Source organism: Planococcus notacanthi (genome assembly GCF_030407825.1).
GTDB lineage: Bacteria > Bacillota > Bacilli > Bacillales_A > Planococcaceae > Planococcus > Planococcus notacanthi.
On sequence record NZ_JASDCQ010000003.1, the window covers coordinates 343,126 to 363,770 of the forward strand.

The window sequence follows — 20,645 nt, forward strand, 5'->3', positions numbered from 1 at the left end:
CGGAAGCGAGTAAGGGAGACGTAAGCCCTGCGTTAAAGGGAAAGGCGAAGAGCCTGTTTAAGTGAGTGCAGAAATTTATTGCATTAATGCGTGGTGGTACCGCGGTTTCAACCCGTCCCCGCAATCAGATAGCTATCTGATTGCGGGGATTTTTGTATTTAAAAACGAGACGAGGAGAGATTAGCATGAGCAGAGTAGAGAATATGAGCGAGCAAACAATGTACGAAAAATCATTGGAAATTTTGAACGGCACTATAGATGAGCAACGGGTAAAAGCATTTTTAACAGGTTTGCATGAAAAAGGTGAAACAGCAGATGAATTGGTGGGCTTAGTCAAAGCGATGCGCGAAAAAGCGGTAGAGCTGCCAATGGTAGAAGGGGAACTGGTTGATGTTTGTGGTACAGGTGGTGACCGCTCATACAGTTTCAATATCAGTACGTTGACCGCTTTTGTGCTGGCAGGTTGTGGGTTGACAGTAGCGAAGCATGGAAATCGCAGTGTTTCGAGCAAAACCGGCAGTTCGGATGTATTGGAGGCGCTTGGCATTTCCACCGAATCGGACATCGAATCGATCCCAATGATGCTTGATCAGACAGGGATAGCGCTTTTATTCGCCCCGGCCATCCATCCGGCACTCGGAGGAATGCGCCAAATCCGTAAAGAGATCGGGACTCCGACTATTTTCAATTTGGTGGGGCCATTGGCGAATCCGCTGCCGATTACCGTTCAAATGACCGGCGTCTACCGCCGCGATATGCTGGAACCGATGGCGGATGCTTTGATCCGGTTAGGCCGAAAGAAAGGCGCACTGGTTCATGGGGCCGGCGGACTGGATGAATTATCGCTTGCAGGAACCAATGAATTGATCATCTTCGACGAGAACGGCAAGCGGAAAATGACCATCCATCCAAATGAAGTCGGTTTGGAAGTTGCTTCAATTGAAGCGATTCGTGGAGGCGATCCGGAGCGCAATGCAGAAATCTTTATGGATGTACTGTCTGGAAATGACAGCCCTTATCTGGATACAGTGGCATTGAATGCAGGTACGGTTCTGTATGTCAGCGGCAAGGCTGAAACGGTGAAAGAAGGCGTTCAGCAAGCGAAGGCTTCGCTGCAAGCAGGCGAAACTGCACGGGTCTTTGACTTGCATCGCTTAGCGGCGGGGGTGTTGGTATGACGACGATACTGGATAAAATCATTGCAACCAAATATGAAGAAATAAAAACATATCAACCAATCGGACAAAGTGCTGCTGTTTTTCCCGAAAAAACGAAGTTGCTTCAGCGCCTTCAGGAAAAGAATGGCGTCATTTCGGAAATCAAACGTGCTTCTCCTTCCAAAGGTGATATTCAGACCGAAGTGGATATCGTAGCACAAGCAAAAAAATACGAAAAAGCAGGCGCAGCTGCAATTTCAGTGCTGACCGATGAAACTTATTTTAAGGGATCGATCGATGACTTGCGCGAAGTGGCGCAAGCGGTGTCCATTCCAGTCTTGTGCAAAGATTTCATGGTCAGTGAAATTCAGATTGACCGGGCTCAACAAGCAGGGGGCACCATTATTCTGTTGATTGTCGCAGCGTTGGAAAAGCAGCAGCTGCAACATCTTTACCGATACGCGCTCTCTAAAGGGCTCGAGGTTTTAGTGGAAGTTCACGATGAAGAAGAGCTGCAGGCGGCATTGGAGCTGGATGCCAAATTGATCGGCATCAATAACCGTGATTTGAAAACTTTCGAAGTATCGATCGAACGGACCGCTCGATTGGCGGAGAAGTTCCCCTTTGACGGCGAACGCGTACTCATCAGTGAAAGTGGGATGCACACAAGAGAAGATGCGAAATTTGCCTATGCGAACGGAGCTTCCGGAATTTTAGTGGGCGAAGCGTTGATGCGGTCTGAAGATCCCGGCAACTGGATCCGTCAAGCAACCAGTGAGGAGGCAGTCAAGTGACCAAAGTGAAAATCTGTGGTTTGAAAGAAGAACAGCATGTCCAAGCAGCGAAGCGGGCTGATGCAATCGGATTCGTCTTTGCCCCAAGCAAACGGCAGGTGACAATTGAGCAAGCCGCGCAATTGGCTAAGCACATTCCAGCAGATACAGATAAAATCGGTGTCTTCGTCAACGCTTCTTTAGAAGAAATTGAAGATACAATAGCTGGCGTTCCGTTGACGATGGTTCAGCTGCACGGGGATGAGCCGGACGAATTGGTCGAGGCGATTCGCGTACCCGTCATACAAGCTTTCTCGATCCGCACAAAAGAAGACGTCGACCAATTGAAAAAATCACGGGCAGATTATGTACTGGTGGATGCACCGGGTACCGATTACCGTGGAGGCAGCGGCAATGTCTTTGATTGGACTTTATTGGACGGAGCCGATATCGACTCATCCCGCCTGATTGTGGCGGGAGGCTTGAATCCCGAAAACGTCCATGCGGCAATCGGCCAAACGGCTCCTTATATGGTGGACGTTTCTAGTGGAGTTGAAACCGAGGGACGCAAAGACTCTTCGAAAATACAGGAATTCATTAAACAAGTAAAGGATGATTCGATGGAACAGACAATAGAAAAAACAGGATTTTTCGGTAAATATGGTGGGCAATTTGTGCCGGAAACCTTGATGAAAGCAGTTAAGGAATTGGAGGATGCTTACAACGAAGTAAAAGAAGATCCTGAATTCCAAAAAGAATACCATCACTATTTGTCTGAATATGTGGGACGTGAACAGCCGTTGACATTCGCGAAACGGATGACTGAAGCATTGGGCGGTCCGAAAATCTATTTGAAGCGCGAAGACTTGAACCACACCGGCGCCCACAAAGTGAATAACGCGATTGGACAGGCGCTGCTTGCTATGCGCATGGGCAAACGCAAAATCGTGGCGGAAACAGGAGCAGGACAACATGGTGTGGCGACTGCAACCATTTGTGCACTTTTTGATTTGGAATGCGTCATTTTCATGGGGGAAGAAGACATTAAACGCCAACAATTGAATGTCTTCCGCATGAAATTATTAGGTGCCCGTGTTGAGAGTGTCACCAAAGGCAGTGCGACGTTGAAAGATGCTGTCAATGAAGCTTTGCGCTACTGGGTTGCCAATGTAGAAGATACTCATTATTTGATCGGTTCGGCTCTTGGGCCGCACCCATTTCCGACGATGGTTCGCGATTTCCAAAGTGTCATCGGCGAAGAAACCAAACGGCAGATTCTTGATAAAGAGGGCCGACTGCCTGATGCCATCCTGGCATGTGTCGGCGGGGGCAGCAACGCCATCGGCATGTTTTATCCGTTCATTCAAGACAAAGATGTCCAGTTGATCGGTGTTGAGGCTGCAGGTGAAGGTGTGGATACAGAAAAGCATGCTGCAACGTTGACCAAAGGAACCGAAGGCGTGCTTCATGGCGCATTGATGAAATTATTGCAGGACGATGCCGGCCAGGTGCAGGAAGCGCATTCGATTTCTGCTGGGCTTGATTATCCGGGAATTGGTCCAGAACATGCGCATTTGGCAGACATAGGCCGTGTTGAATACCGCGCGATTACCGATGAAGAAGCGTTGGCTGCGGTCATCAGCATGTCCCGCCTTGAAGGGATCATTCCTGCACTTGAATCGGCTCATGCGATTGCGGAGGCCGAAAAGCAGGCGAAGGCGATGACTGCCGATCAGATTATGGTCATTTGCGTATCAGGGCGCGGCGATAAAGATATGGCTACGTACGCTGAAAAATTGGAGGGACTGTCATGAATAGACTGGAACAGCTGAAAAGTTCAGGGAATAAAGCATTTGTCGCTTATATCATGGCGGGAGATGGCGGTCTCGGCCGTTTGAAGGAACAAGTGCAGTATTTGCAGAAATCAGGCGTGACGGCCATTGAAATCGGTATCCCTTTTTCGGATCCGGTAGCGGACGGCCCGACGATAGAAGCGGCGGGAAACCGTGCCTTGAAACAAGGGGTCACCCTTCAGAAAGTATTGGAAGAACTGCAAAGCTGGACTTTTCAGGTTGAAATCCCGTTATTGGTCATGACCTATTTGAACCCGGTGCTGAGATTCGGTGTGGAACGTTTCGCTACTGAATGCGGCAAGGCTGGAGTCTCAGGCGTGATTATTCCGGATCTTCCTTTCGAACATAAACAGCTGGTACAGCCTTACGTGGATAAAGAGGGCATCAAGCTGATTCAGTTGGTGACTTTGACGACGACCGATGTTCGTTTGAACGATATTCTCAGCGAAGCGGAAGGTTTTGTTTATGCAGTGACGGTTAAAGGCATTACAGGGTCGCGTGATGAAATGTCCGAAGAAGTCAAAGCGTTCATGCGGAAAGTCCGGGAGAAAAGCCCGGTTCCGGTCTATGCCGGTTTCGGTATTTCGAAAAGCAGCCATGTCGACTTGCTGCGTGATGACGTGGATGGCTTTATTGTGGGAAGTGCCATTGTCGAAGCTTTCAATGACAATAGAATTGAAGAAATCGAACCGCTTATCCATGCAGTGACTGCCGCCCATTCGGTATAATACCGATAGGAGGGGATTTTATGTTTACACCACTTGCTGCTGATTTCTTTCATGCTCCCACTTTGGAACTGTCCCGTAATTTGCTTGGCCAGATTTTGGTCCATGAATTGCCGGAAGGCCTCGTGGCGGGACGCATCGTCGAAACGGAAGCCTATATGGGAGCGGAAGATCGCGCTGCCCATAGCTTCGGCAATCGGCGCACGAAACGAACAGAAATCATGTTCGGAAAACCTGGCCTTGTTTATACCTATCAAATGCATACCCATACATTGATCAATGTCGTCAGCGGGCCGGAAGATACCCCGCGGGCAATTTTGATTCGTGCAGTCGAACCGGTCGAGGGCATTGACTTGATGGCAGAACTGCGCGGAAAACATATGCCGATCAAGCAATGGACCAGCGGACCCGGAAAGCTGACCAAAGCGCTGGGCATTACAATGGATTATTACGGCCATCACTTTACAGAAAAGCCGCTTTACATTGCACAAGGAAATCCGGTCCATGCAGTCGCAGTCGGGCCGCGTGTCGGCATCGGAAATTCACTGGAAGCTGTCCATTACCCTTATCGTTTCTGGGAACAAGACAATCCGTTTGTCTCGAAATTTCGTTAGTTCTGTGTTTAATTTCCTTCTTTCGTGGAATACTGAGAAAGAATGATTAAAACAGAAGGAGTGGAAGATAGTGGCTAAAATTGCAACGTTAATTACAGATATGTTCGAAGATGTAGAATATACAGATCCGTCGAAAGCATTCAATGACGCAGGTCACGAAGTTTTCACCATTGAAAAAGAAGCGGGCAAAGAAGTGACAGGCAAACAGGGTGAGGCGGTTGTTGCAATCGACAAGGGAATTGACGATGTCAGCCCGGACGATTACGATGCACTGTTCCTGCCGGGCGGATTTTCACCGGATCAGCTGCGTGCAGATGACCGTTTTGTTAAATTTACAAAAGCATTCATGGATGCGAAAAAACCGGTCTTTGCGATTTGTCATGGCCCGCAATTATTGATTACGGCCAAAGCGTTAGAAGGCCGCAAAGCAACAGGGTATAAATCGATTCAAGTTGATATGGAATATGCAGGAGCTACAGTAGTCGATGAAGAAGTGGCAGTATGCCAGGACCAATTGGTGACGAGCCGCCAACCGGATGACTTGCCGGCATTCAATCGCGAATCACTTCGTCTGCTGGAACAATTGGCTTAATAAGAAAATGGAAACCGGATCAGCGTTGCTGGTCCGGTTTTTTATGGATAAAAGTAAAATGAAATGGAAGAGAGCGAAAACGTTATACCGGTAGTTACAATTTCCCTCTTGAATACATAAGCATTTACTTATATAATGAAATGATTGCAGCAGGAATAAAAGAGAATGATAAGCAGGGAGTTGTATAGCACGTGGATGTTTGGTTAGCGAGTTTTATATTTATTGTGACATTGATATTTGTTATTTGGCAGCCTAGAGGCTTGTCAATCGGCTGGTCGGCAATTGCGGGGGCTGTTGTGGCGCTGTTATTTGGCGTGGTAGATTTCGGTGATGTCTGGGATGTGACCGGCATTGTCTGGAACGCGACGTTGACGTTTGTCGCCTTGATCATCATTTCATTGATTCTTGATGAAATTGGATTTTTTGAATGGGCAGCTTTACATATGGCGCGTTTTGCCAAAGGCAGTGGCTTGCGGATGTTCTTTCTCGTCATCATGTTAGGCGCGGTCGTTGCCGCTTTGTTTGCAAATGACGGTGCCGCATTGATTTTAACCCCAATTGTGCTGGCGATGGTTCGGGCTTTGAAATTCAAAGATGCCATGATTTTACCGTTTATCATGGCTTGTGGATTTATCGCCGATACGGCGTCTCTGCCTTTTGTCGTAAGCAACTTGGTCAATATCGTCTCTGCAGACTTCTTTGGCATCGGATTTACTGAATACGCCATCCGGATGGCTGTGCCGAACTTGTTCAGCATCGCTGCAAGTATGCTTGTGCTGTATCTGTATTTCCGAAAAGACATTCCAAAGCATTTTGATGATAGTGTTTTGAAAACCCCGGCTTCAGCAATAAAGGATATCAAGATTTTCCGTTTGTCATGGGTGGTGCTGGTGATTTTGCTGATCGGCTATTTCAGCAGTGAAGCTTTGAATATCCCGGTTTCCTTGATTGCCGGAGCGGTAGCCATCATTTTCCTGGCGATTGCACGGAGAAGCAAATCGGTTGAAACGATGACCGTTTTAAAAGGAGCGCCTTGGGCCATCGTCTTTTTCTCGATCGGTATGTATGTTGTCGTTTATGGCCTGAGAAATGTTGGGCTGACATCGGTGCTCGCGACGGCCATCGAATGGACAGCGAGCCATGGGTTGTATGCAGCCACCATTGGTATGGGCTTTATCGCAGCTATTCTTTCGTCGGTCATGAACAATATGCCGACAGTCATGATCGATGCACTTGCCATAGCTGAAACCGATACGACGGGAGTCGTGAGGGAAGCGTTGATTTATGCCAACGTCATCGGGTCGGACCTAGGCCCGAAAATTACGCCAATCGGTTCATTGGCAACTCTATTATGGCTGCATGTGCTGAAAACAAAAGGTGTGAAAATCACATGGGGCTATTACTTCAAAATTGGAATTATCCTGACGATACCAACTTTGTTCATCACATTGACGGGCTTGTATTTGTGGCTCAACATTTTAAATTAAAACAACGAAAAAAGGAGCTTGCCGCAGGCGAGCTCCTTTTTGCTAGTCTAGAAATTTTGCTAAATAGATTTCGTTATGTGGTTTTCCGTCGATCATCATTGATTTTTGGCGGATGCCTTCAGATTCAAAACCGGCATTTTCATACAATTTGCGTGCAGGTTCATTTTCTTCGACAACGGTCACTTCCAGTCGGGTGATGCCTTTTTCCTTGGACCATTCTTCTGCTTTTTCAAGAAGCGATTTTGCGATGCCTTTGCCTTGCGCATCTTTTTGCAGGCCGAGGTCGATAAAAGCACGATGCGCAGCACGTTTTGCATCATTCCCCATCACCATTAAAAAGCCGACATGCTGGCCATTTAAAATAGCGATGATGATGGTGGAGTGTCCGCTTTGTTTCCACTCGATGATTTGCTTACGGACTTTTTGTGTGGATTGCGTCCGCTCATCTTTTGCGTACAGCATATAATCAGACTCAGATTCCACTGTCTTTTGCAAAGCGGCCAGAGAACGTGCATCTCCATGCTCTGCTGTGCGGATAAGAAGAATGTCCTGGTCCTCATCGTCTTTATTGGAACCTTTTCCATTTGAAAGATTGGCTCTTTCGAATACAACGAAACGGTCAGGTTCCACATCGCTTACAAAATAGCCGGCATCTACCCAAGCGTGAAAATGCTTGGCAGGTGGTTTTGTTTTTTTCCACCAGCTTTTATTCAGGTAGGCAGCATTGGGCAAATTCTGCCCCATAATCTGTTCAATCTCAGAAAAGGTTAATCTTATTGAGGCATTCGTCGCTCCGGAGAAATAATCGGCCAGAGGAATGTATTTCTTTTCCAGTAAAATGGTCACAGGCATCTCTTCCTTCCACCTAACTTTGAATTAGTTAGTCATATTATACCATTCGCATATGCTAAAGTACATAATGAATTTTTAAAATACAGATAATTCTATAAACTTATACTCTTTTAGGTCTATTTTTCTTTCTTTACCAGTTGGATTTATTTGAATAGCGGTCTTATGGTAGAATAAATACAGAAACTAAGAATTCCAGGAGGCTATTATTCATGTCAAATGTTTTAGTATTGGGCCACAAAAATCCGGACACTGATTCGATTTGTTCGGCCATTTCATATGCGTACTTAAAAAATGAAATGGGCATGGTTGCGGAACCGATCCGTTTAGGAGAAGTGAACAACGAAACAATTTTCGCACTGGAAACGTTTAAGTTTGATCATCCACGATTGGTGACACAGGTTTCCAAAGAAGCATCACAAGTGATTCTGGTGGATCATAACGAACGCCAGCAGAGTGCTGAAGACATCAATGAAGTACAAGTGATCGAAGTGGTGGACCATCACCGTATCGCGAACTTCGAAACCACTGACCCGCTTTATTTCCGCGCGGAACCTGTTGGCTGCACAACGACCATCATCTTGAAGTTATTTAAAGAAAACGGTATTGAAGTACCGCCGAATATTGCGGGCTTAATGCTGTCAGCCATTATTTCGGATTCACTGCTTTTCAAATCACCGACTTGTACGAAGCAGGATGTTGACGCTGCTGCCGAATTGGCAGAAATTGCAGGCGTTGATGCACAAAGCTACGGCCTTGATCTGTTGAAAGCCGGAGCTGATCTAAGCAATAAAACATTGGAAGACTTGATTTCATTGGATTCAAAAGAATTCGAAGCAGGCGACCGCCGTTTTGAAGTCGCTCAAGTCAATGCAATTGATGTAGAAGAAGTCATGATTCGCCAAAAAGAGCTTGAAGTGCTGATGGCAAATACCATCGCTGCTAAAGATCTTGATCTTTTTGTCTTTGCTGTTACCGATATCCTTAACAACAATTCGGTTGCCATCGTCCTTGGCGAAAGATCCGGCATCATCGAAAGCGCCTTTAAATCGAGCGTTGTTGATAACCGTGTATTGTTGCCAGGCGTAGTTTCACGTAAAAAGCAAATCGTTCCAGTCATTACAGAAGCATTAAGCTGATTCCCAATGGGAGTCAGTTTTTTTCTTGGGGTGGTATTTCCGTTTGGGTTAAGATGAGTGCTTGTGCATTTCTTATTGTCTACCTTCGGCGCCTTGAATCTCGGGGTCTTAAGTCATCCCGTCTGTGCGGCAAAAAGCGCCGCTTCGACGATCTGCCTTAAGCCCGTCGATTCAGGACAGGCACCTCAGCTTTTCCTTCTTGTCCAGACTTCAGCAGCCAGCTCCTCGAGTCGCTTCACCCTTGCCAGCAATGGCTGAAGAACGACATTACCGGCAAGGCTTCCAGCGCATGTCAGAGCTTAACGGCTGCTTCCGCTTTTCTTTCCACAGGCAAAAAAATTGAGCGCTTTTGTTTTCGTTGCTATAGTTAATGGCGAGGTGGATAATATGAAAATTGAAGTTTGGTCAGATTATGTGTGCCCATTCTGCTATATAGGCAAGCGAACTTTGGAGAAGGCATTGGTTCAATCAGGTTTTGAAAGCCAAGCGGAGATTTCGTTTAAGGCCTACCAATTAGACCCGAGTACACCCATCGATTCGACTGTTTCAACTTATGACAGTTTAGCGAAAAAATTGGGGCAGACGGTGGAACAGGCAAAAGAAATGACTAAGGGAGTGGCACAACATGCCCGCTCAGTTGGTTTGGAATATGATTTCGATAACATGATGGAAGCCAATACACTGGCTGCACATCGTTTGGTGAAGTGGGCTGAAACCAAAAATAAGGATGCAGAACTGACTGAACAGCTTATGCACCAGTATTTTGTGGAAGCGAAAAATGTTGGCAATCATGATATTTTATTGAGCATTACAGAATCGATTGGATTGCCGCGAGACGAAGCAAAGCAAGTGCTGGAGTCAGATCAATTCATGGCTCAAGTTCAGTTTGATATCGCGGAAGCTGGCCAAATCGGCGTACAAGGCGTACCGTTTTTTGTAGTCAACCGCAAATATGCGCTTTCCGGTGCACAGCCGTTAGATGCCTTTGTAGAAGCCTTGGAGCAGATTGCTGAAGAAGAAGGCATTCGCCCAAAAATTAAGCCGATGGGTAAAGCGAAAACCACTTATTGTACGGGAGATTCCTGCGAAGGGGTTTAAGTTTGAGGCAGAGTAATTGACTTTTACTCTGCTCTTTCTTATGATAAGAAAGTGCTTTTAATTTGAGATAAATAATTTTAATATAATTACAAAAGGAGTTTTACATTAGATGACTAACGTTTTAGTAGTAAAAGCAAATAACCGCCCTGCATCTGAAGGAGTTTCAAGCAAAATGTATGAAGTATTCATGGATTCGATCGGAACAGGTTCTGATCTTGACATCAATACGTTCGACGTATTTAAAGAAGATATGCCTTATTTCGGTCAGGACTTCTTTGACGCAATGCAAAAATCAGCTCAAGCTGAAGAAATGACTGAATTGGAGCAACGTATTCTGACTGCTGCCAACAAAGCAATGGACGCATTCATGGATGCTGATGTGGTTGTCTTCGCATTCCCATTATGGAATAAAACAATTCCTGCGCCTTTGCAAACGTTCATCGACTATGTTTACCGTGCAGGCGTTACGTTCAAATATACAGCTGAAGGCCCGGTTGGCCTAGTTCCTGAGAAAAAAGTCATCATCTTGAATGCGCGCGGCGGAGTTTATTCAACACCAGAAATGGCTCCTGCTGAAATGAGCGTTAACTATATCCGTTTGATCATGGACTTCTTCGGCATCACTGACATTGAAGAAGTGATCATTGAAGGACACAACATGTACCCAGACCGCGCTGAAGAAATCATTGCGGACGGCATGAAACGCGTAGAGCAAGCTGCAAATTCATTAGTAAAAGTAAACGCATAATTTTAAAATGAAGGACTGCCCTTAAGGGGTGGTCCTTTTTTGCGTTAACAGGCGGTTGGACAGTAAATATGCCGGAATGGACAGTAAATGAGTCGAATCGGACAGTATGTCCAAATAACTGGAAATTTCCACTGCTCTCCCATTATATTGATTAGGATTTTTCAATGGGGGTAGACATTTACTAAAAGCTTTCTTAAGGAGGAACGGCATGGTACAAGGTGATAACGTGAGTCGGGTTCCAGAAGAGCAGAAGTCGTATTGGAGAGAATACAAGGATATACCGAGCTATCCCGCTTTACAGGAAAATGAATCGACAGATATTGCAGTTGTAGGCGGAGGCATGGTTGGGATCATCAGCGCTTACCTATTGGCGAAAGCCGGCAAAAAAGTGACGTTGATTGATGCTGGGAAATTAGTGGACGGGGTTACGGGTTATACGACGGCAAAAATTACGGCGCAGCATGGCCTGTTTTATTACCCGCTGGTCAAGCTGGTGGGAGAAGAACAGGCGAAGCTCTATTATGAGGCAAATATGGACGGGCTGAAATTCATTGAAGAAACAGCGAGAGAGCTCAATATCGACTGCGATTTTTCCTATCACAATGCATTTGTTTATGCCAATACGGCAGTAGGAGCGAAATTGGTAGAGAAAGAAGCCGAAACTTATCGGAAGCTGGGCATCGAGGGAGAATTGGCGAAAGATGAAGTTGAGTTGCCATTCCAAGTAAAAGAAGCAGTGGTCATGCGCGGACAAGCGCAATTCCATCCGGTGAAATTCCTTGCTGGGCTGGTAAAGGAAATTGAGCGGCTGGGCGGCAAGATTTATGAACAGACCCGTGCTGTGAAAATTTTAAGCAAAAACGATCCCGTGATCCAAACCGAAAATCTATCGCATTTATCGTGCAATAAAGTCATTGTGGCTACCCATTACCCATTCAATGATTTTGATGGGATGTATTTCTCCCGCTTATCGATCAATCGATCATATATCATCGCAGCCAAAGTGAATGGAGATGTACCGAACGATATGTACATCAGCGGCGATATGCCCTCCCGTTCGTTGCGCTATGCACCGGGTGAAAACGGAGAGAAGCTGTTGTTGATCGGCGGCGACGGCCATGCGACTGGAAAAAGCTCCAGCGAAACGATGGAACATTACCGCAATCTCGAGAAATTCGGAGAAGAGCATTTCGGCATCCAGGAGATTCCGTACCGCTGGTCTGCACAGGACATGACAACACTGGACCAAATTCCATATATCGGAACCATCACTGCAGGCTATGACAACATCTTGGTAGCTACAGGTTTCCATAAATGGGGGATGTCGAACGGCGCACTGGCGGGTATCCTGCTGACTGATCAAATTTTAGGCAAAGAAAATCGCTACGCACCGGTATTCAGTCCGACCCGCCCGAAAATGAAAGCGGTGGATGTTGCAAGCTTTGCGAAAGACAACGCCTCAGTTGCGAAGGAATTGGTGAAAGGCAAGCTGAAAAGAGCTTCCAAAACAGTGGATGATTTGGGCAAAGATGAAGGTTCACTTGTTAAAGTCGGCAAGAAGAAAGCAGGCGGCTACCGTGATGAATATGGCCAGGTCCATCTTGTTGATACCACTTGCACCCATATGGGCTGTGAAGTAAATTGGAATGATGCAGAACGGTCCTGGGATTGCCCATGCCACGGTTCCCGCTTCTCTTATACGGGGGATGTGCTGAACGGACCGGCCGTAAAACCGTTGAAGAAAATTGAACAGGAATACTGAAAAGCGTAAGCGCCCGTTTAGCTCTGCCGGGCATAAGACGATCTGGCGAAGCGGCGTGTTTTCAGCCGCATAGGCAGAGTGGCTTATGACCCAAAGAGCTGGGCGCTGGAGTCTAGACACTGAAAAGCGTAAGCGCTTGTACAGAGGAACGTAAGCTAAAGGCGCGACTTCCTGTCGCACCGCTTACGTGATCCGCGTCCTGCGGACCTTTGGCAGACATAAAATAATAAAATAAAAAAGCAGTGCGAGAAAATTTTCTCGCACTGCTTTTGCTTTATTCCTTAAGCTGGGTTGCCTTCTAATTCTAATGTGATTTTGATATCTTCGCCGACAAGTACCCCGCCAGTTTCAAGGGCTTGGTTCCATGTAAGGCCAAAATCTCTGCGGTTTACTTTGCCTTCTACGTTAAATGCCACAACTTCAACGCCCCATGGGTTTGTTGCTTTGCCGCCGTATTCCACTTCAAATGTAACAGGGCGAGTAACGTCTTTCATTGTAAGATCGCCAGTCAATTCGTATTCATCACCTTTTTTGATGATGTCATTCGCTTTGAATGTAATATATGGGAATTGTTCAACATCAAAGAAATCAGCAGAGCGCAAGTGGTTGTCGCGATCTGTGTTGCTTGTATCGATGCTTGCTACGTCAATTTTAAAGTCGATCAATGCGCCTTGCAAATCTTCTTCATTTGCTTCAACGGTTGCTTCGTAAGATGTGAAAGCGCCTTTTACTTTTGAAATCATCATGTGTTTTACTGAGAATCCGACTTCCGAGTGTGCTGTGTCTACTGTCCATTTTTTCATGTTAAATTCCTCCTAGATATAATGTTCTGAAATCAATATACCAGGTATAAATCTCGATGTCAATAGTTATTAATTAATAATTCTCGAATTCAAGATATTATTTTATTGGACTTTCGTACCTAAGAACGTTATATCGCTTGTCAAATCGGGCTGAAAATTGGATACTAGTAGAAGCTATAAGTTTAGAAGGGATTTGCTTTGAATGACGAAAGAACAATGGTTGACGGATTTACGCGAGTTTTTGGCGGATGATCACGTCAAGATGGATGAGCCGCTACACCTCCATACATTAACTAAAATGGGTGGGCCAGCTGATATTTTTGTGACACCGACTACTGAAGACGAAACTGCATTTGCAGTTAAATACGCATATAAAAACAATATACCTTTATTGCTTCTAGGAAACGGATCCAATATGGTTGTCCGGGACGGAGGGTTCCGTGGAATCGTTCTGACGCTGAAAAGCCTAGAGGCGATTCGTATAGATGGAACTCATGTTTATGCGCAAGGTGGAGCGAACATCAAGAAAGTCTCGAAAATCGTGGCAGCGAAACAACTGACTGGATTTGAATTTGCTTGTGGGATTCCTGGGTCCATCGGTGGCGCCATGGCGATGAATGCCGGCGCATACGGCGGGGAAATCAAGGACATCATTAAACAGGCGACAGTTCTTTCGAAAGAAGGAGAAAAATTGGTTTTGTCCAAGGAAGATTTGGCTCTTGGCTACCGGAAGAGCATCATCACTAAAAAAGGCTTTTACGTCTTGTCGGCCGAATTTGAACTCGAAGTCGGTAAACAAACGGTCATTGATGCCAAAATGAGTGAATTGACTTATCAGAGAGAAAGCAAGCAACCGCTGGAATTTCCTTCTGCAGGCAGTGTCTTTAAACGGCCGCCTGGTAATTTTGCGGGGAAATTGATTCAAGAAAGCGGTCTGCAGGGACGAGGATTCGGCGGAGCGGAAGTATCCACTAAACACGCTGGCTTTATTGTCAATAAAAACAATGCTTCCGCCAACGATTATATTCAGACGATTGAAATGGTCAAAGCGGCTGTTCAGGAAAAGTTTGGCATTGATTTGGAGCTTGAGGTGAAGATTGTAGGAGAAGATTTAACTTAATTAGACGGAAGATGCCCTTTTGCCGGGCATCTTTTTTTTATGGAAAAAGGAATTGATCCTTCGACAGTCGAATAAAACATAATACGAAAAAAGGGGGCACGACAATGGGTGGGAAAGTTAAGAATAAGAGATGGCTGAAATGGCTTTTAGGGATTTTGGGTGTACTCGTCGCAATTGCAGTAGCAGCGCTTATTTTTGTAAACGTTTACATAGGGAAATCCAAGCCGCTTATTGAAGGGGAAGCGGCAGTAGCAATATTGGACAGTAATGTGACAGTTGTGCGTGACGATATCGGCGTTCCGCATATTCGAGCTGAAACCGACGCAGACCTTTACCGTGCGCAGGGCTATGTGCAGGCACAGGATCGCATGTTCCAGATGGATTTATCCCGCAGGCAAGCAAGCGGCCGTTTGGCGGAAGTGATTGGAGCGGATGCAGTCGATACCGACAAGTTTTTCCGGACATTCAGTTTACGGGATGCTGCCGAGAAATCCTGGGACGGCTATGACGCAGAAGCGAAACAGGTGCTTGAGTGGTATGCAGAAGGCGTTAACGCTTATATGGAAGAAGCCAAAGAAAGTGGGGATTTGAGTTTTGAATTTGCGCTGCTCGGTTTTGAACCGGAGGAATGGACACCTGTCGATTCCTTGACGATCGGTAAGTTCATGGCTTATGACCTTGGGGGACATTGGAACACGCTGGCCGTCCGCCACTGGGCAATAAATGAATTCCCGGAAGACAAAGCACGGGAATTGTTTATCGAATACCCTGAAGATGCACCGGCTATCTTGGCGGCCAACAAACAATCGCAAGTTAAAGTGGCAGGTGAATTCGATGCTTCTGTCATTCCGCCCGAATTCAACGGCAGCAACAACTGGGTGGTATCCGGAGATAAAACAGCAAGCGGCAAACCGTTGCTTGCGGACGATCCGCATCTGGGGCTCAGCACCCCATCCATTTGGTACCAAATGCATTTGGAATCGCCCGAACAAAACGTCAGTGGCGTCATTTTTGCCGGCATTCCTGGGATTATTCTGGGGCATAACGAAGAAATTGCATGGGGTGTGACCAATGTGGGGCCGGATGTTCAGGATCTTTACATTGAAACGCCGAACCCCGATGACCCGACACAATTTCAGTATGAAGGCAAATGGGAACAGGCGGAAGTAAGAGACGAACCGATTAAAGTGAAAGATGGAAAAACAGAGGCATTTGAAGTGTTGGTGACGAGACATGGGCCAGTTGTATCGAATGTCCTCTATGAAGACGAAGATCCGGGCGCAGTCTTTTCGATGCAGTGGACTGCCCTTGAACCGACGCTTGAACTGCAAGCGGTCCTTAATTTCAATAAAGCATCCAATTGGGAAGAGTTCGAATTGGCATTAGAGGATTTTCAGGCTCCTGCACAGAACTTTGTTTTCGCATCCACGGATGGCACCATTGCCTATAAAGCGAATGGCCGTATTCCAATCCGCAAATCCGGGGACGGCCAGTTGCCGGTTCCAGGAGACTCAGCGGAATATGGATGGGAAGGATATGTGCCATTTGATGAATTGCCGCAGTCGGTCAATCCGGAAAACGGATTTATCGCTACAGCGAACAACGAAGTGGTTGACGATTCCTATCCTTATCACATCACCGATTTCTGGGCACAGCCCTATCGCTATGAGCGAATTGCGGAAGTGCTGGAAGCATCAGATGAGTTGACTGCGCAGGATATGATGGACCTGCAGATGGACCAAAAGAATTTATATGCCGCAGAGTTTTTGGCAGACATGATTGCTAACGTACGCAACAGCACTGATGAATACAATGAAGTGCTGGCTTTGCTTGAAGAGTGGGATCAGGTGGACAGCAAAGATCAGGCGGCGCCATTGGTTTTCCATAAATGGATGAAGCAATTGCCTGAGACGTTATTGAGCGAACAATTCCCTGATGACGTATTTGAAATGTTGGCAGGCAAAAACCACATCACCGATGAAATGATGCGGAATGCATTTGCAGGAGATGAAGGTGCTTGGGTAACCGAATACGGCGGATTGGAAAAATGGCTGCTCGATTCGCTGGAGACGGCAGTGAGTGACATTGAAGAAGAGCAGGGAAGTGATTTGGCTGACTGGACGTGGGGTGAGCATCACCAATTGACTTTCCCGCATCCGATTGCGGGCGCTTCGTCCATTTTCGCCGCATTCCTGAACCCGGATCCAGTACCGATCGGCGGTTCCAATATCACGGTTCAGGCAGCTGCGTCCACACCAGAAGGCAATGTCAATCACGGAGCGTCTTGGCGATTTGTGGCCGATCTTGCTGATTTATCGAGTGCCTACCATATTGTTGGACCAGGATTGAGCGGACATTTGAAATCTGATTACTTCCATAACCAAGTGGACGATTGGGCTGAAGGCGATTTTCATGAGACGGAAATTACCGAAGACGTAAAAGGGTCGACATTAATTTTAAAGGCTGAATAAGTTCTAGCCGAAAATCGTTCGAAAAGGTCTGTAGATAGTCGCGAACGTTCGTAAAAGTACACTTTTACGAACGGTTTTTTAATAGTTAATTAAAAGTGAAATTGCGTTTAGCTTATTCGGAATAAACAAATAATGGTAATGTAAAAAGAAGGGAAAATAACTTTTTAGTCTATTTTTGTAAGAGTAGAGCATGGTGTCTAAGTGAAAGATATAAATGAAGGAGGCGACTAAATGAAAAAATGGAGTTGGATTTTACTCGTGCTTAGTGTCATCCTGGTATATTGGCTTTGGCCAAAGGCAAGCATCGAAAAACCAATTGTGGTATCGGCTCAAGTAATGGAGTCCACCAGCACGATGACTATTTCCTATATCACTACAAAAAAAGATGACACGCATTTAATGGAGGTCGCAGTGAACGGAAAAGGCTTTTATGCTCCATCTCGAACCGAGAATGGAGCAGAAGGAAGAAACAACCAAGTTGCCAGAAAGCTGACTACCCAAAATGGCTATCAGCTGCGGGAAGCTACAATTAAGTTAAACAAAGAGGAACTAGCTTATCTCCTACCTGATGATTCGAACCGCACTTTTTCGGCGGATTTTTCCTTCGCAGATTATTCACCCGTAAAAGCTGATGGTATTCTGCTATTGGAAGATGAAGCGGCAGAGGGAAGCTTGGAACAAGATCAGCTGCATTATACATTTACGGCATCTGAACCATTGTCTGTTTTTACAATAGGCCATTACAGTTCAGTTGCCACCGTCTCCTGGTCCCATAATGGCAGAGAAATGAAATTGCCATTAGCAATGGAAAAAGGAGATATGTTGGACATTCATTTTGACGGAACCTATCAAATGGGATCAACGGATGAACTTCTATTGGAAATTCAAACAGCAGGCGACAACTATTACACAAAACATTTAAAAGAAACCGTTCAGCTGCCAGATGGATACTTAAAACAACTTGTAAACGAGAACCGAAAGTTGTCGTATTGAGGGGAATTTGCCTATCCTGAATTGTTGGCAGTCCGATAGGGGGAGGGTCTGAAATACATAAAAGGTGCTAATTTAGAGGAATCGAATTTAACTTATGTGCAGTTAAATTACATTCAAACGTAGTTAAATATTTAAGAATATTATCTAAACAAAAATGAAATATAAGGAGTTTGTGATGAAAAAAAACATAAGTTCTATAATCGTGATTTTGGCATTGATCGGCTTATTAGTTGCAACGTTTTTTCTTCAGTATGAATTTTTATTTCTAACTCGTATTGTTTCACTTATCTTCGCAATCGTTTATTTAGTAATTGAAGTAAAGCAAGAGTATTTCTCAAAACGCAAGCCATTATTTATTCTCTTTAGTGTCATTAGCATGTTAGTTATAGCTGTAGGCATTATAGTTGATGAGACTTCAGCGACTGATGGATTCCATGCTAGAAGTTTTATGCTCCTAGTATTTGTTTTCATTCTTCTGGTCGTTAGCTATAAAGATTTATACAACAAAAACGAGGGTGGAAAGTAATTTCAGTTCAACTTTAGCTTTATAAATTCTATGATTTGAATGTAACTTATTGTGAATTAAGTTACATTCAAATGGCCAGATAAGAGAGCTCTCCTATCTGGCCTTCGTTGTTACTCTTCCTTATTTTTAAACTCTATTTTCCTCTGATTGCACTTTTTGACTAGGATGTTTGATTCTCCAAAGGAAAAATATAGTTAGTAAAACATAAAATACTGTAGCAATAAGAAAAAAGGGTTTGTTTTGAGAATAGGAAAAGGAATCACTAGTGAATAAGATTAGAAAGTATACCGTCCACATTCCGACGATTTGAAGCAGCTGGTTCATGAGATTAGATTTAAACATGTCATCGTCCCTTTCGCTAGAAAAATTTTAATAATTTATTTGATATTATATATACCATTTTTCTCCAGTGAGGTTTCGTTTTTTCTCAAAATAGAGATTTTAAAGTTTTTGAATGTAACTTATTAGCAAGTAAGTAACATTCAGTTCCCTTTGTTATCTCTACTCAGTTAAAGTTCCATAGTTGAAATAACTTCAGGTGCTATTCTCTATTTTTAGTTGTTCAGTAGATTAATTTTCTACCAGAATTTTTTCTGCAACTTCTTTATTTGCACCTGCTTTTTCGATCCGGATTTTCACCTTATCCCCACGTTCTAGATCACTTAGCTTGTCTTTAGCACCATCTATCTCAGTGTTTTCAGATAAGAAAATCTCATAAACAGGGTAATCTCCTTCACGCTCTGTCATAGGGGGCACTATGACAATGCTATTTTCCTTAATTTCTTCAATAAAGCCTTCATAGTCACTCGAATTATTTGCAGGACATCCAATCAAAAAAATTACAAGAGTGAGTGTAATGATAAGTCGATTTATCAATAGAGCCCTCCTTCAAAAAAAAGTTTTTTCTGTTACTTTATCATGAAATTTATTGATGGATGGAAAAATTTTCTACTGAGTTTGAATATAACTTAATCCTAGTTAAGTTATATTCACACCCCTTATTCTAGCGAAGTTGTAAACATAAGAAGAAAAAGTGAATTTGCTAGAAAAAATGATATATTGAAAAGACCATTCAGTACGTTTTTATAATTATAAATTAACGGACTAACGAAGTGGTTTAGTTGAAGGAAGCATATGGATTCCAAATAGAAGTGTACATCAAATAAGATATATTTAAATGCATGATTGGTTTGAACGAGATAAGACGCAAAACAATCTCCCTGTTTCATTTCAAAAGAAAGGAAATGTGAAAATGACATATAAATTACATTTTACTATCCCTACATTTACAGAGGACTTGGATACCTTTCCAATCCCTGAAAATGAAAATTATGATTATTGGGTTCCTTTAATAAGCTATTTTCTTAAGCAATCAACTATCATCGAAATCCATTGCTGGAATGACGAAAAAAATGTTATTGAGGAAACGACCTTGTTGTTCAAAGACTCTTTTAAAATAGTAAATGGAAGAGAGGTTACTGTTATTAAAGGAAGCAAAACGGATAATATATCACACCACTTGTTGTACGAGAACCTAAAAAAAAACGGTAAATTAAAATGGTTTTCGATTTTTTTTATTAAAAACAACATTCCCCTTTTTCACTCTGAGCATTGGGGAACCGAGTTTTTTGCTCCGAATCTCAGTGAAGAAAGCATAGCATACATCAAATCGATCACACCCGCAGGTACAGATTTTCATCAATACAACTAAAATAATTGCACTAAGCTGTTTCGTTCAATGAGATGCATAGCAGTTGCCAGCGAAAAGGTTAACTTTCTTAAGGGGTTTCAATGCAATAGGATTTAAAGAAAGTTAAACCCGGTTCATTAATTTCGTTACATTTAAAAATACTATTCATGTATTCACTGCCTAGTATACATATCATGAAGTCATCGGAAGAAGACCGCTGGAGAAGGAAATTTATTTCTAGAAAA

At 44.3% G+C, this 20,645-nt stretch carries 19 protein-coding genes and 1 other annotated feature (1 of these 20 running past the window's edge); of the genes, 16 read left to right on the forward strand and 3 right to left on the reverse strand.

What is annotated here, in order from left to right; all coding sequences use genetic code 11:
- Positions 1–123 (forward strand) — a binding site (T-box leader) (it extends 113 nt beyond the left edge of the window).
- Positions 124–185: 62 nt separating this feature from the next.
- From trpD to QMA01_RS13030, 7 genes are all read left to right on the forward strand, one after another.
- Positions 186–1,178, forward strand: a complete 993-nt coding sequence (gene trpD / locus QMA01_RS12995; protein ID WP_290215162.1) for an anthranilate phosphoribosyltransferase — start codon at positions 186–188, stop codon at positions 1,176–1,178.
- Positions 1,175–1,951 carry an indole-3-glycerol phosphate synthase TrpC gene (trpC, locus tag QMA01_RS13000; RefSeq protein WP_290215163.1) on the forward strand — a complete coding sequence of 259 codons (777 nt, stop codon included), beginning with the start codon at positions 1,175–1,177 and terminating at the stop codon, positions 1,949–1,951. The genes trpD and trpC overlap by 4 nt, the downstream gene beginning before the upstream one ends.
- Positions 1,948–3,744, forward strand: coding sequence for a tryptophan synthase subunit beta (gene trpB / locus QMA01_RS13010; protein ID WP_191715513.1), 1,797 nt, complete (start codon positions 1,948–1,950; stop codon positions 3,742–3,744). Before trpC ends, trpB begins: the two co-directional genes overlap by 4 nt.
- Complete coding sequence (trpA, locus tag QMA01_RS13015; RefSeq protein ID WP_290215164.1) at positions 3,741–4,511, forward strand: tryptophan synthase subunit alpha; 771 nt, start codon at positions 3,741–3,743, stop codon at positions 4,509–4,511. The genes trpB and trpA overlap by 4 nt, the downstream gene beginning before the upstream one ends.
- A 20-nt stretch (positions 4,512–4,531) precedes the next feature.
- On the forward strand, positions 4,532–5,122 hold the full coding sequence (locus QMA01_RS13020) for a DNA-3-methyladenine glycosylase (RefSeq protein ID WP_290186793.1): 591 nt from the start codon (positions 4,532–4,534) through the stop codon (positions 5,120–5,122).
- Between the two features lie 70 nt (positions 5,123–5,192).
- Complete coding sequence (locus QMA01_RS13025) at positions 5,193–5,714, forward strand: type 1 glutamine amidotransferase domain-containing protein (protein ID WP_290186792.1); 522 nt, start codon at positions 5,193–5,195, stop codon at positions 5,712–5,714.
- Positions 5,715–5,905: 191 nt separating this feature from the next.
- Positions 5,906–7,201, forward strand: a complete 1,296-nt coding sequence (locus QMA01_RS13030) for an arsenic transporter (RefSeq protein WP_290186790.1) — start codon at positions 5,906–5,908, stop codon at positions 7,199–7,201.
- A 42-nt stretch (positions 7,202–7,243) separates the two neighbouring features.
- Here QMA01_RS13030 and QMA01_RS13035 read toward each other — a convergent pair whose 3' ends face one another.
- Positions 7,244–8,053, reverse strand: coding sequence for a GNAT family N-acetyltransferase (locus QMA01_RS13035; protein ID WP_290215165.1), 810 nt, complete (start codon positions 8,051–8,053; stop codon positions 7,244–7,246).
- A 209-nt stretch (positions 8,054–8,262) separates the two neighbouring features.
- Between QMA01_RS13035 and QMA01_RS13040 the strand changes: the two genes are divergently transcribed.
- The 4 genes from QMA01_RS13040 (at position 8,263) to QMA01_RS13055 (ending at position 12,797) form a co-directional block, all read left to right on the forward strand.
- Positions 8,263–9,189, forward strand: coding sequence for a manganese-dependent inorganic pyrophosphatase (locus tag QMA01_RS13040; protein WP_290215166.1), 927 nt, complete (start codon positions 8,263–8,265; stop codon positions 9,187–9,189).
- Positions 9,190–9,576: 387 nt separating this feature from the next.
- A complete protein-coding gene (locus QMA01_RS13045) occupies positions 9,577–10,287 on the forward strand; it encodes a DsbA family oxidoreductase (protein WP_290215167.1) in 711 nt (236 codons plus the stop codon).
- Between the two features lie 109 nt (positions 10,288–10,396).
- The gene (locus QMA01_RS13050) at positions 10,397–11,035 is read left to right on the forward strand and encodes an FMN-dependent NADH-azoreductase (RefSeq protein WP_191715519.1); all 639 of its coding nucleotides are present in this window, start codon (positions 10,397–10,399) and stop codon (positions 11,033–11,035) included.
- Positions 11,036–11,243: 208 nt separating this feature from the next.
- On the forward strand, positions 11,244–12,797 hold the full coding sequence (locus QMA01_RS13055; protein ID WP_290215168.1) for an FAD-dependent oxidoreductase: 1,554 nt from the start codon (positions 11,244–11,246) through the stop codon (positions 12,795–12,797).
- A 281-nt stretch (positions 12,798–13,078) separates the two neighbouring features.
- Here the strand turns inward: QMA01_RS13055 and QMA01_RS13060 are convergent, their stop codons facing one another.
- Complete coding sequence (locus QMA01_RS13060) at positions 13,079–13,600, reverse strand: YceI family protein (protein ID WP_191715521.1); 522 nt, start codon at positions 13,598–13,600, stop codon at positions 13,079–13,081.
- A gap of 202 nt (positions 13,601–13,802) precedes the next feature.
- Here QMA01_RS13060 and murB point away from each other — a divergent pair, with 202 nt between their 5' ends.
- The 4 genes from murB (at position 13,803) to QMA01_RS13080 (ending at position 18,710) form a co-directional block, all read left to right on the forward strand.
- Complete coding sequence (gene murB, locus QMA01_RS13065) at positions 13,803–14,720, forward strand: UDP-N-acetylmuramate dehydrogenase (RefSeq protein WP_191715522.1); 918 nt, start codon at positions 13,803–13,805, stop codon at positions 14,718–14,720.
- A 104-nt stretch (positions 14,721–14,824) separates the two neighbouring features.
- Positions 14,825–17,191 (forward strand): penicillin acylase family protein, encoded by a 2,367-nt coding sequence (locus QMA01_RS13070; RefSeq protein WP_290215169.1) that lies wholly within the window; start codon positions 14,825–14,827, stop codon positions 17,189–17,191.
- 231 nt (positions 17,192–17,422) lie between these two features.
- Complete coding sequence (locus QMA01_RS13075; protein WP_290215170.1) at positions 17,423–18,184, forward strand: hypothetical protein; 762 nt, start codon at positions 17,423–17,425, stop codon at positions 18,182–18,184.
- Between the two features lie 175 nt (positions 18,185–18,359).
- Complete coding sequence (locus QMA01_RS13080; protein ID WP_191715525.1) at positions 18,360–18,710, forward strand: hypothetical protein; 351 nt, start codon at positions 18,360–18,362, stop codon at positions 18,708–18,710.
- A gap of 570 nt (positions 18,711–19,280) precedes the next feature.
- On the opposite strand, the gene QMA01_RS13085 is transcribed toward QMA01_RS13080, so the two are convergent.
- Positions 19,281–19,586, reverse strand: a complete 306-nt coding sequence (locus QMA01_RS13085) for a hypothetical protein (RefSeq protein ID WP_191715526.1) — start codon at positions 19,584–19,586, stop codon at positions 19,281–19,283.
- A gap of 301 nt (positions 19,587–19,887) precedes the next feature.
- On the opposite strand from QMA01_RS13085, the gene QMA01_RS13090 reads away from it, so the two are divergent.
- Entirely contained in the window at positions 19,888–20,421 is a 534-nt protein-coding gene (locus QMA01_RS13090; protein ID WP_290215171.1) for a hypothetical protein, read from the forward strand.
- Positions 20,422–20,645 lie beyond the last annotated feature (224 nt).

What these genes read in the sequence shown, in the direction of transcription:
- QMA01_RS13075 (WP_290215170.1), top strand. Translation starts at nt 17,423, where the DNA reads ATGAAAAAATGGAGTTGGATTTTACTCGTGCTTAGTGTCATCCTGGTA.
- QMA01_RS13020 (WP_290186793.1), top strand. Translation starts at nt 4,532, where the DNA reads ATGTTTACACCACTTGCTGCTGATTTCTTTCATGCTCCCACTTTGGAA.
- murB (WP_191715522.1), top strand. Translation starts at nt 13,803, where the DNA reads ATGACGAAAGAACAATGGTTGACGGATTTACGCGAGTTTTTGGCGGAT.
- QMA01_RS13060 (WP_191715521.1), bottom strand. Translation starts at nt 13,600, where the DNA reads ATGAAAAAATGGACAGTAGACACAGCACACTCGGAAGTCGGATTCTCA.
- QMA01_RS13055 (WP_290215168.1), top strand. Translation starts at nt 11,244, where the DNA reads ATGGTACAAGGTGATAACGTGAGTCGGGTTCCAGAAGAGCAGAAGTCG.
- QMA01_RS13040 (WP_290215166.1), top strand. Translation starts at nt 8,263, where the DNA reads ATGTCAAATGTTTTAGTATTGGGCCACAAAAATCCGGACACTGATTCG.
- trpD (WP_290215162.1), top strand. Translation starts at nt 186, where the DNA reads ATGAGCAGAGTAGAGAATATGAGCGAGCAAACAATGTACGAAAAATCA.
- QMA01_RS13035 (WP_290215165.1), bottom strand. Translation starts at nt 8,053, where the DNA reads ATGCCTGTGACCATTTTACTGGAAAAGAAATACATTCCTCTGGCCGAT.
- QMA01_RS13050 (WP_191715519.1), top strand. Translation starts at nt 10,397, where the DNA reads ATGACTAACGTTTTAGTAGTAAAAGCAAATAACCGCCCTGCATCTGAA.
- QMA01_RS13080 (WP_191715525.1), top strand. Translation starts at nt 18,360, where the DNA reads ATGAAAAAAAACATAAGTTCTATAATCGTGATTTTGGCATTGATCGGC.
- QMA01_RS13045 (WP_290215167.1), top strand. Translation starts at nt 9,577, where the DNA reads ATGAAAATTGAAGTTTGGTCAGATTATGTGTGCCCATTCTGCTATATA.
- QMA01_RS13090 (WP_290215171.1), top strand. Translation starts at nt 19,888, where the DNA reads ATGCATGATTGGTTTGAACGAGATAAGACGCAAAACAATCTCCCTGTT.
- trpA (WP_290215164.1), top strand. Translation starts at nt 3,741, where the DNA reads ATGAATAGACTGGAACAGCTGAAAAGTTCAGGGAATAAAGCATTTGTC.
- QMA01_RS13070 (WP_290215169.1), top strand. Translation starts at nt 14,825, where the DNA reads ATGGGTGGGAAAGTTAAGAATAAGAGATGGCTGAAATGGCTTTTAGGG.
- trpC (WP_290215163.1), top strand. Translation starts at nt 1,175, where the DNA reads ATGACGACGATACTGGATAAAATCATTGCAACCAAATATGAAGAAATA.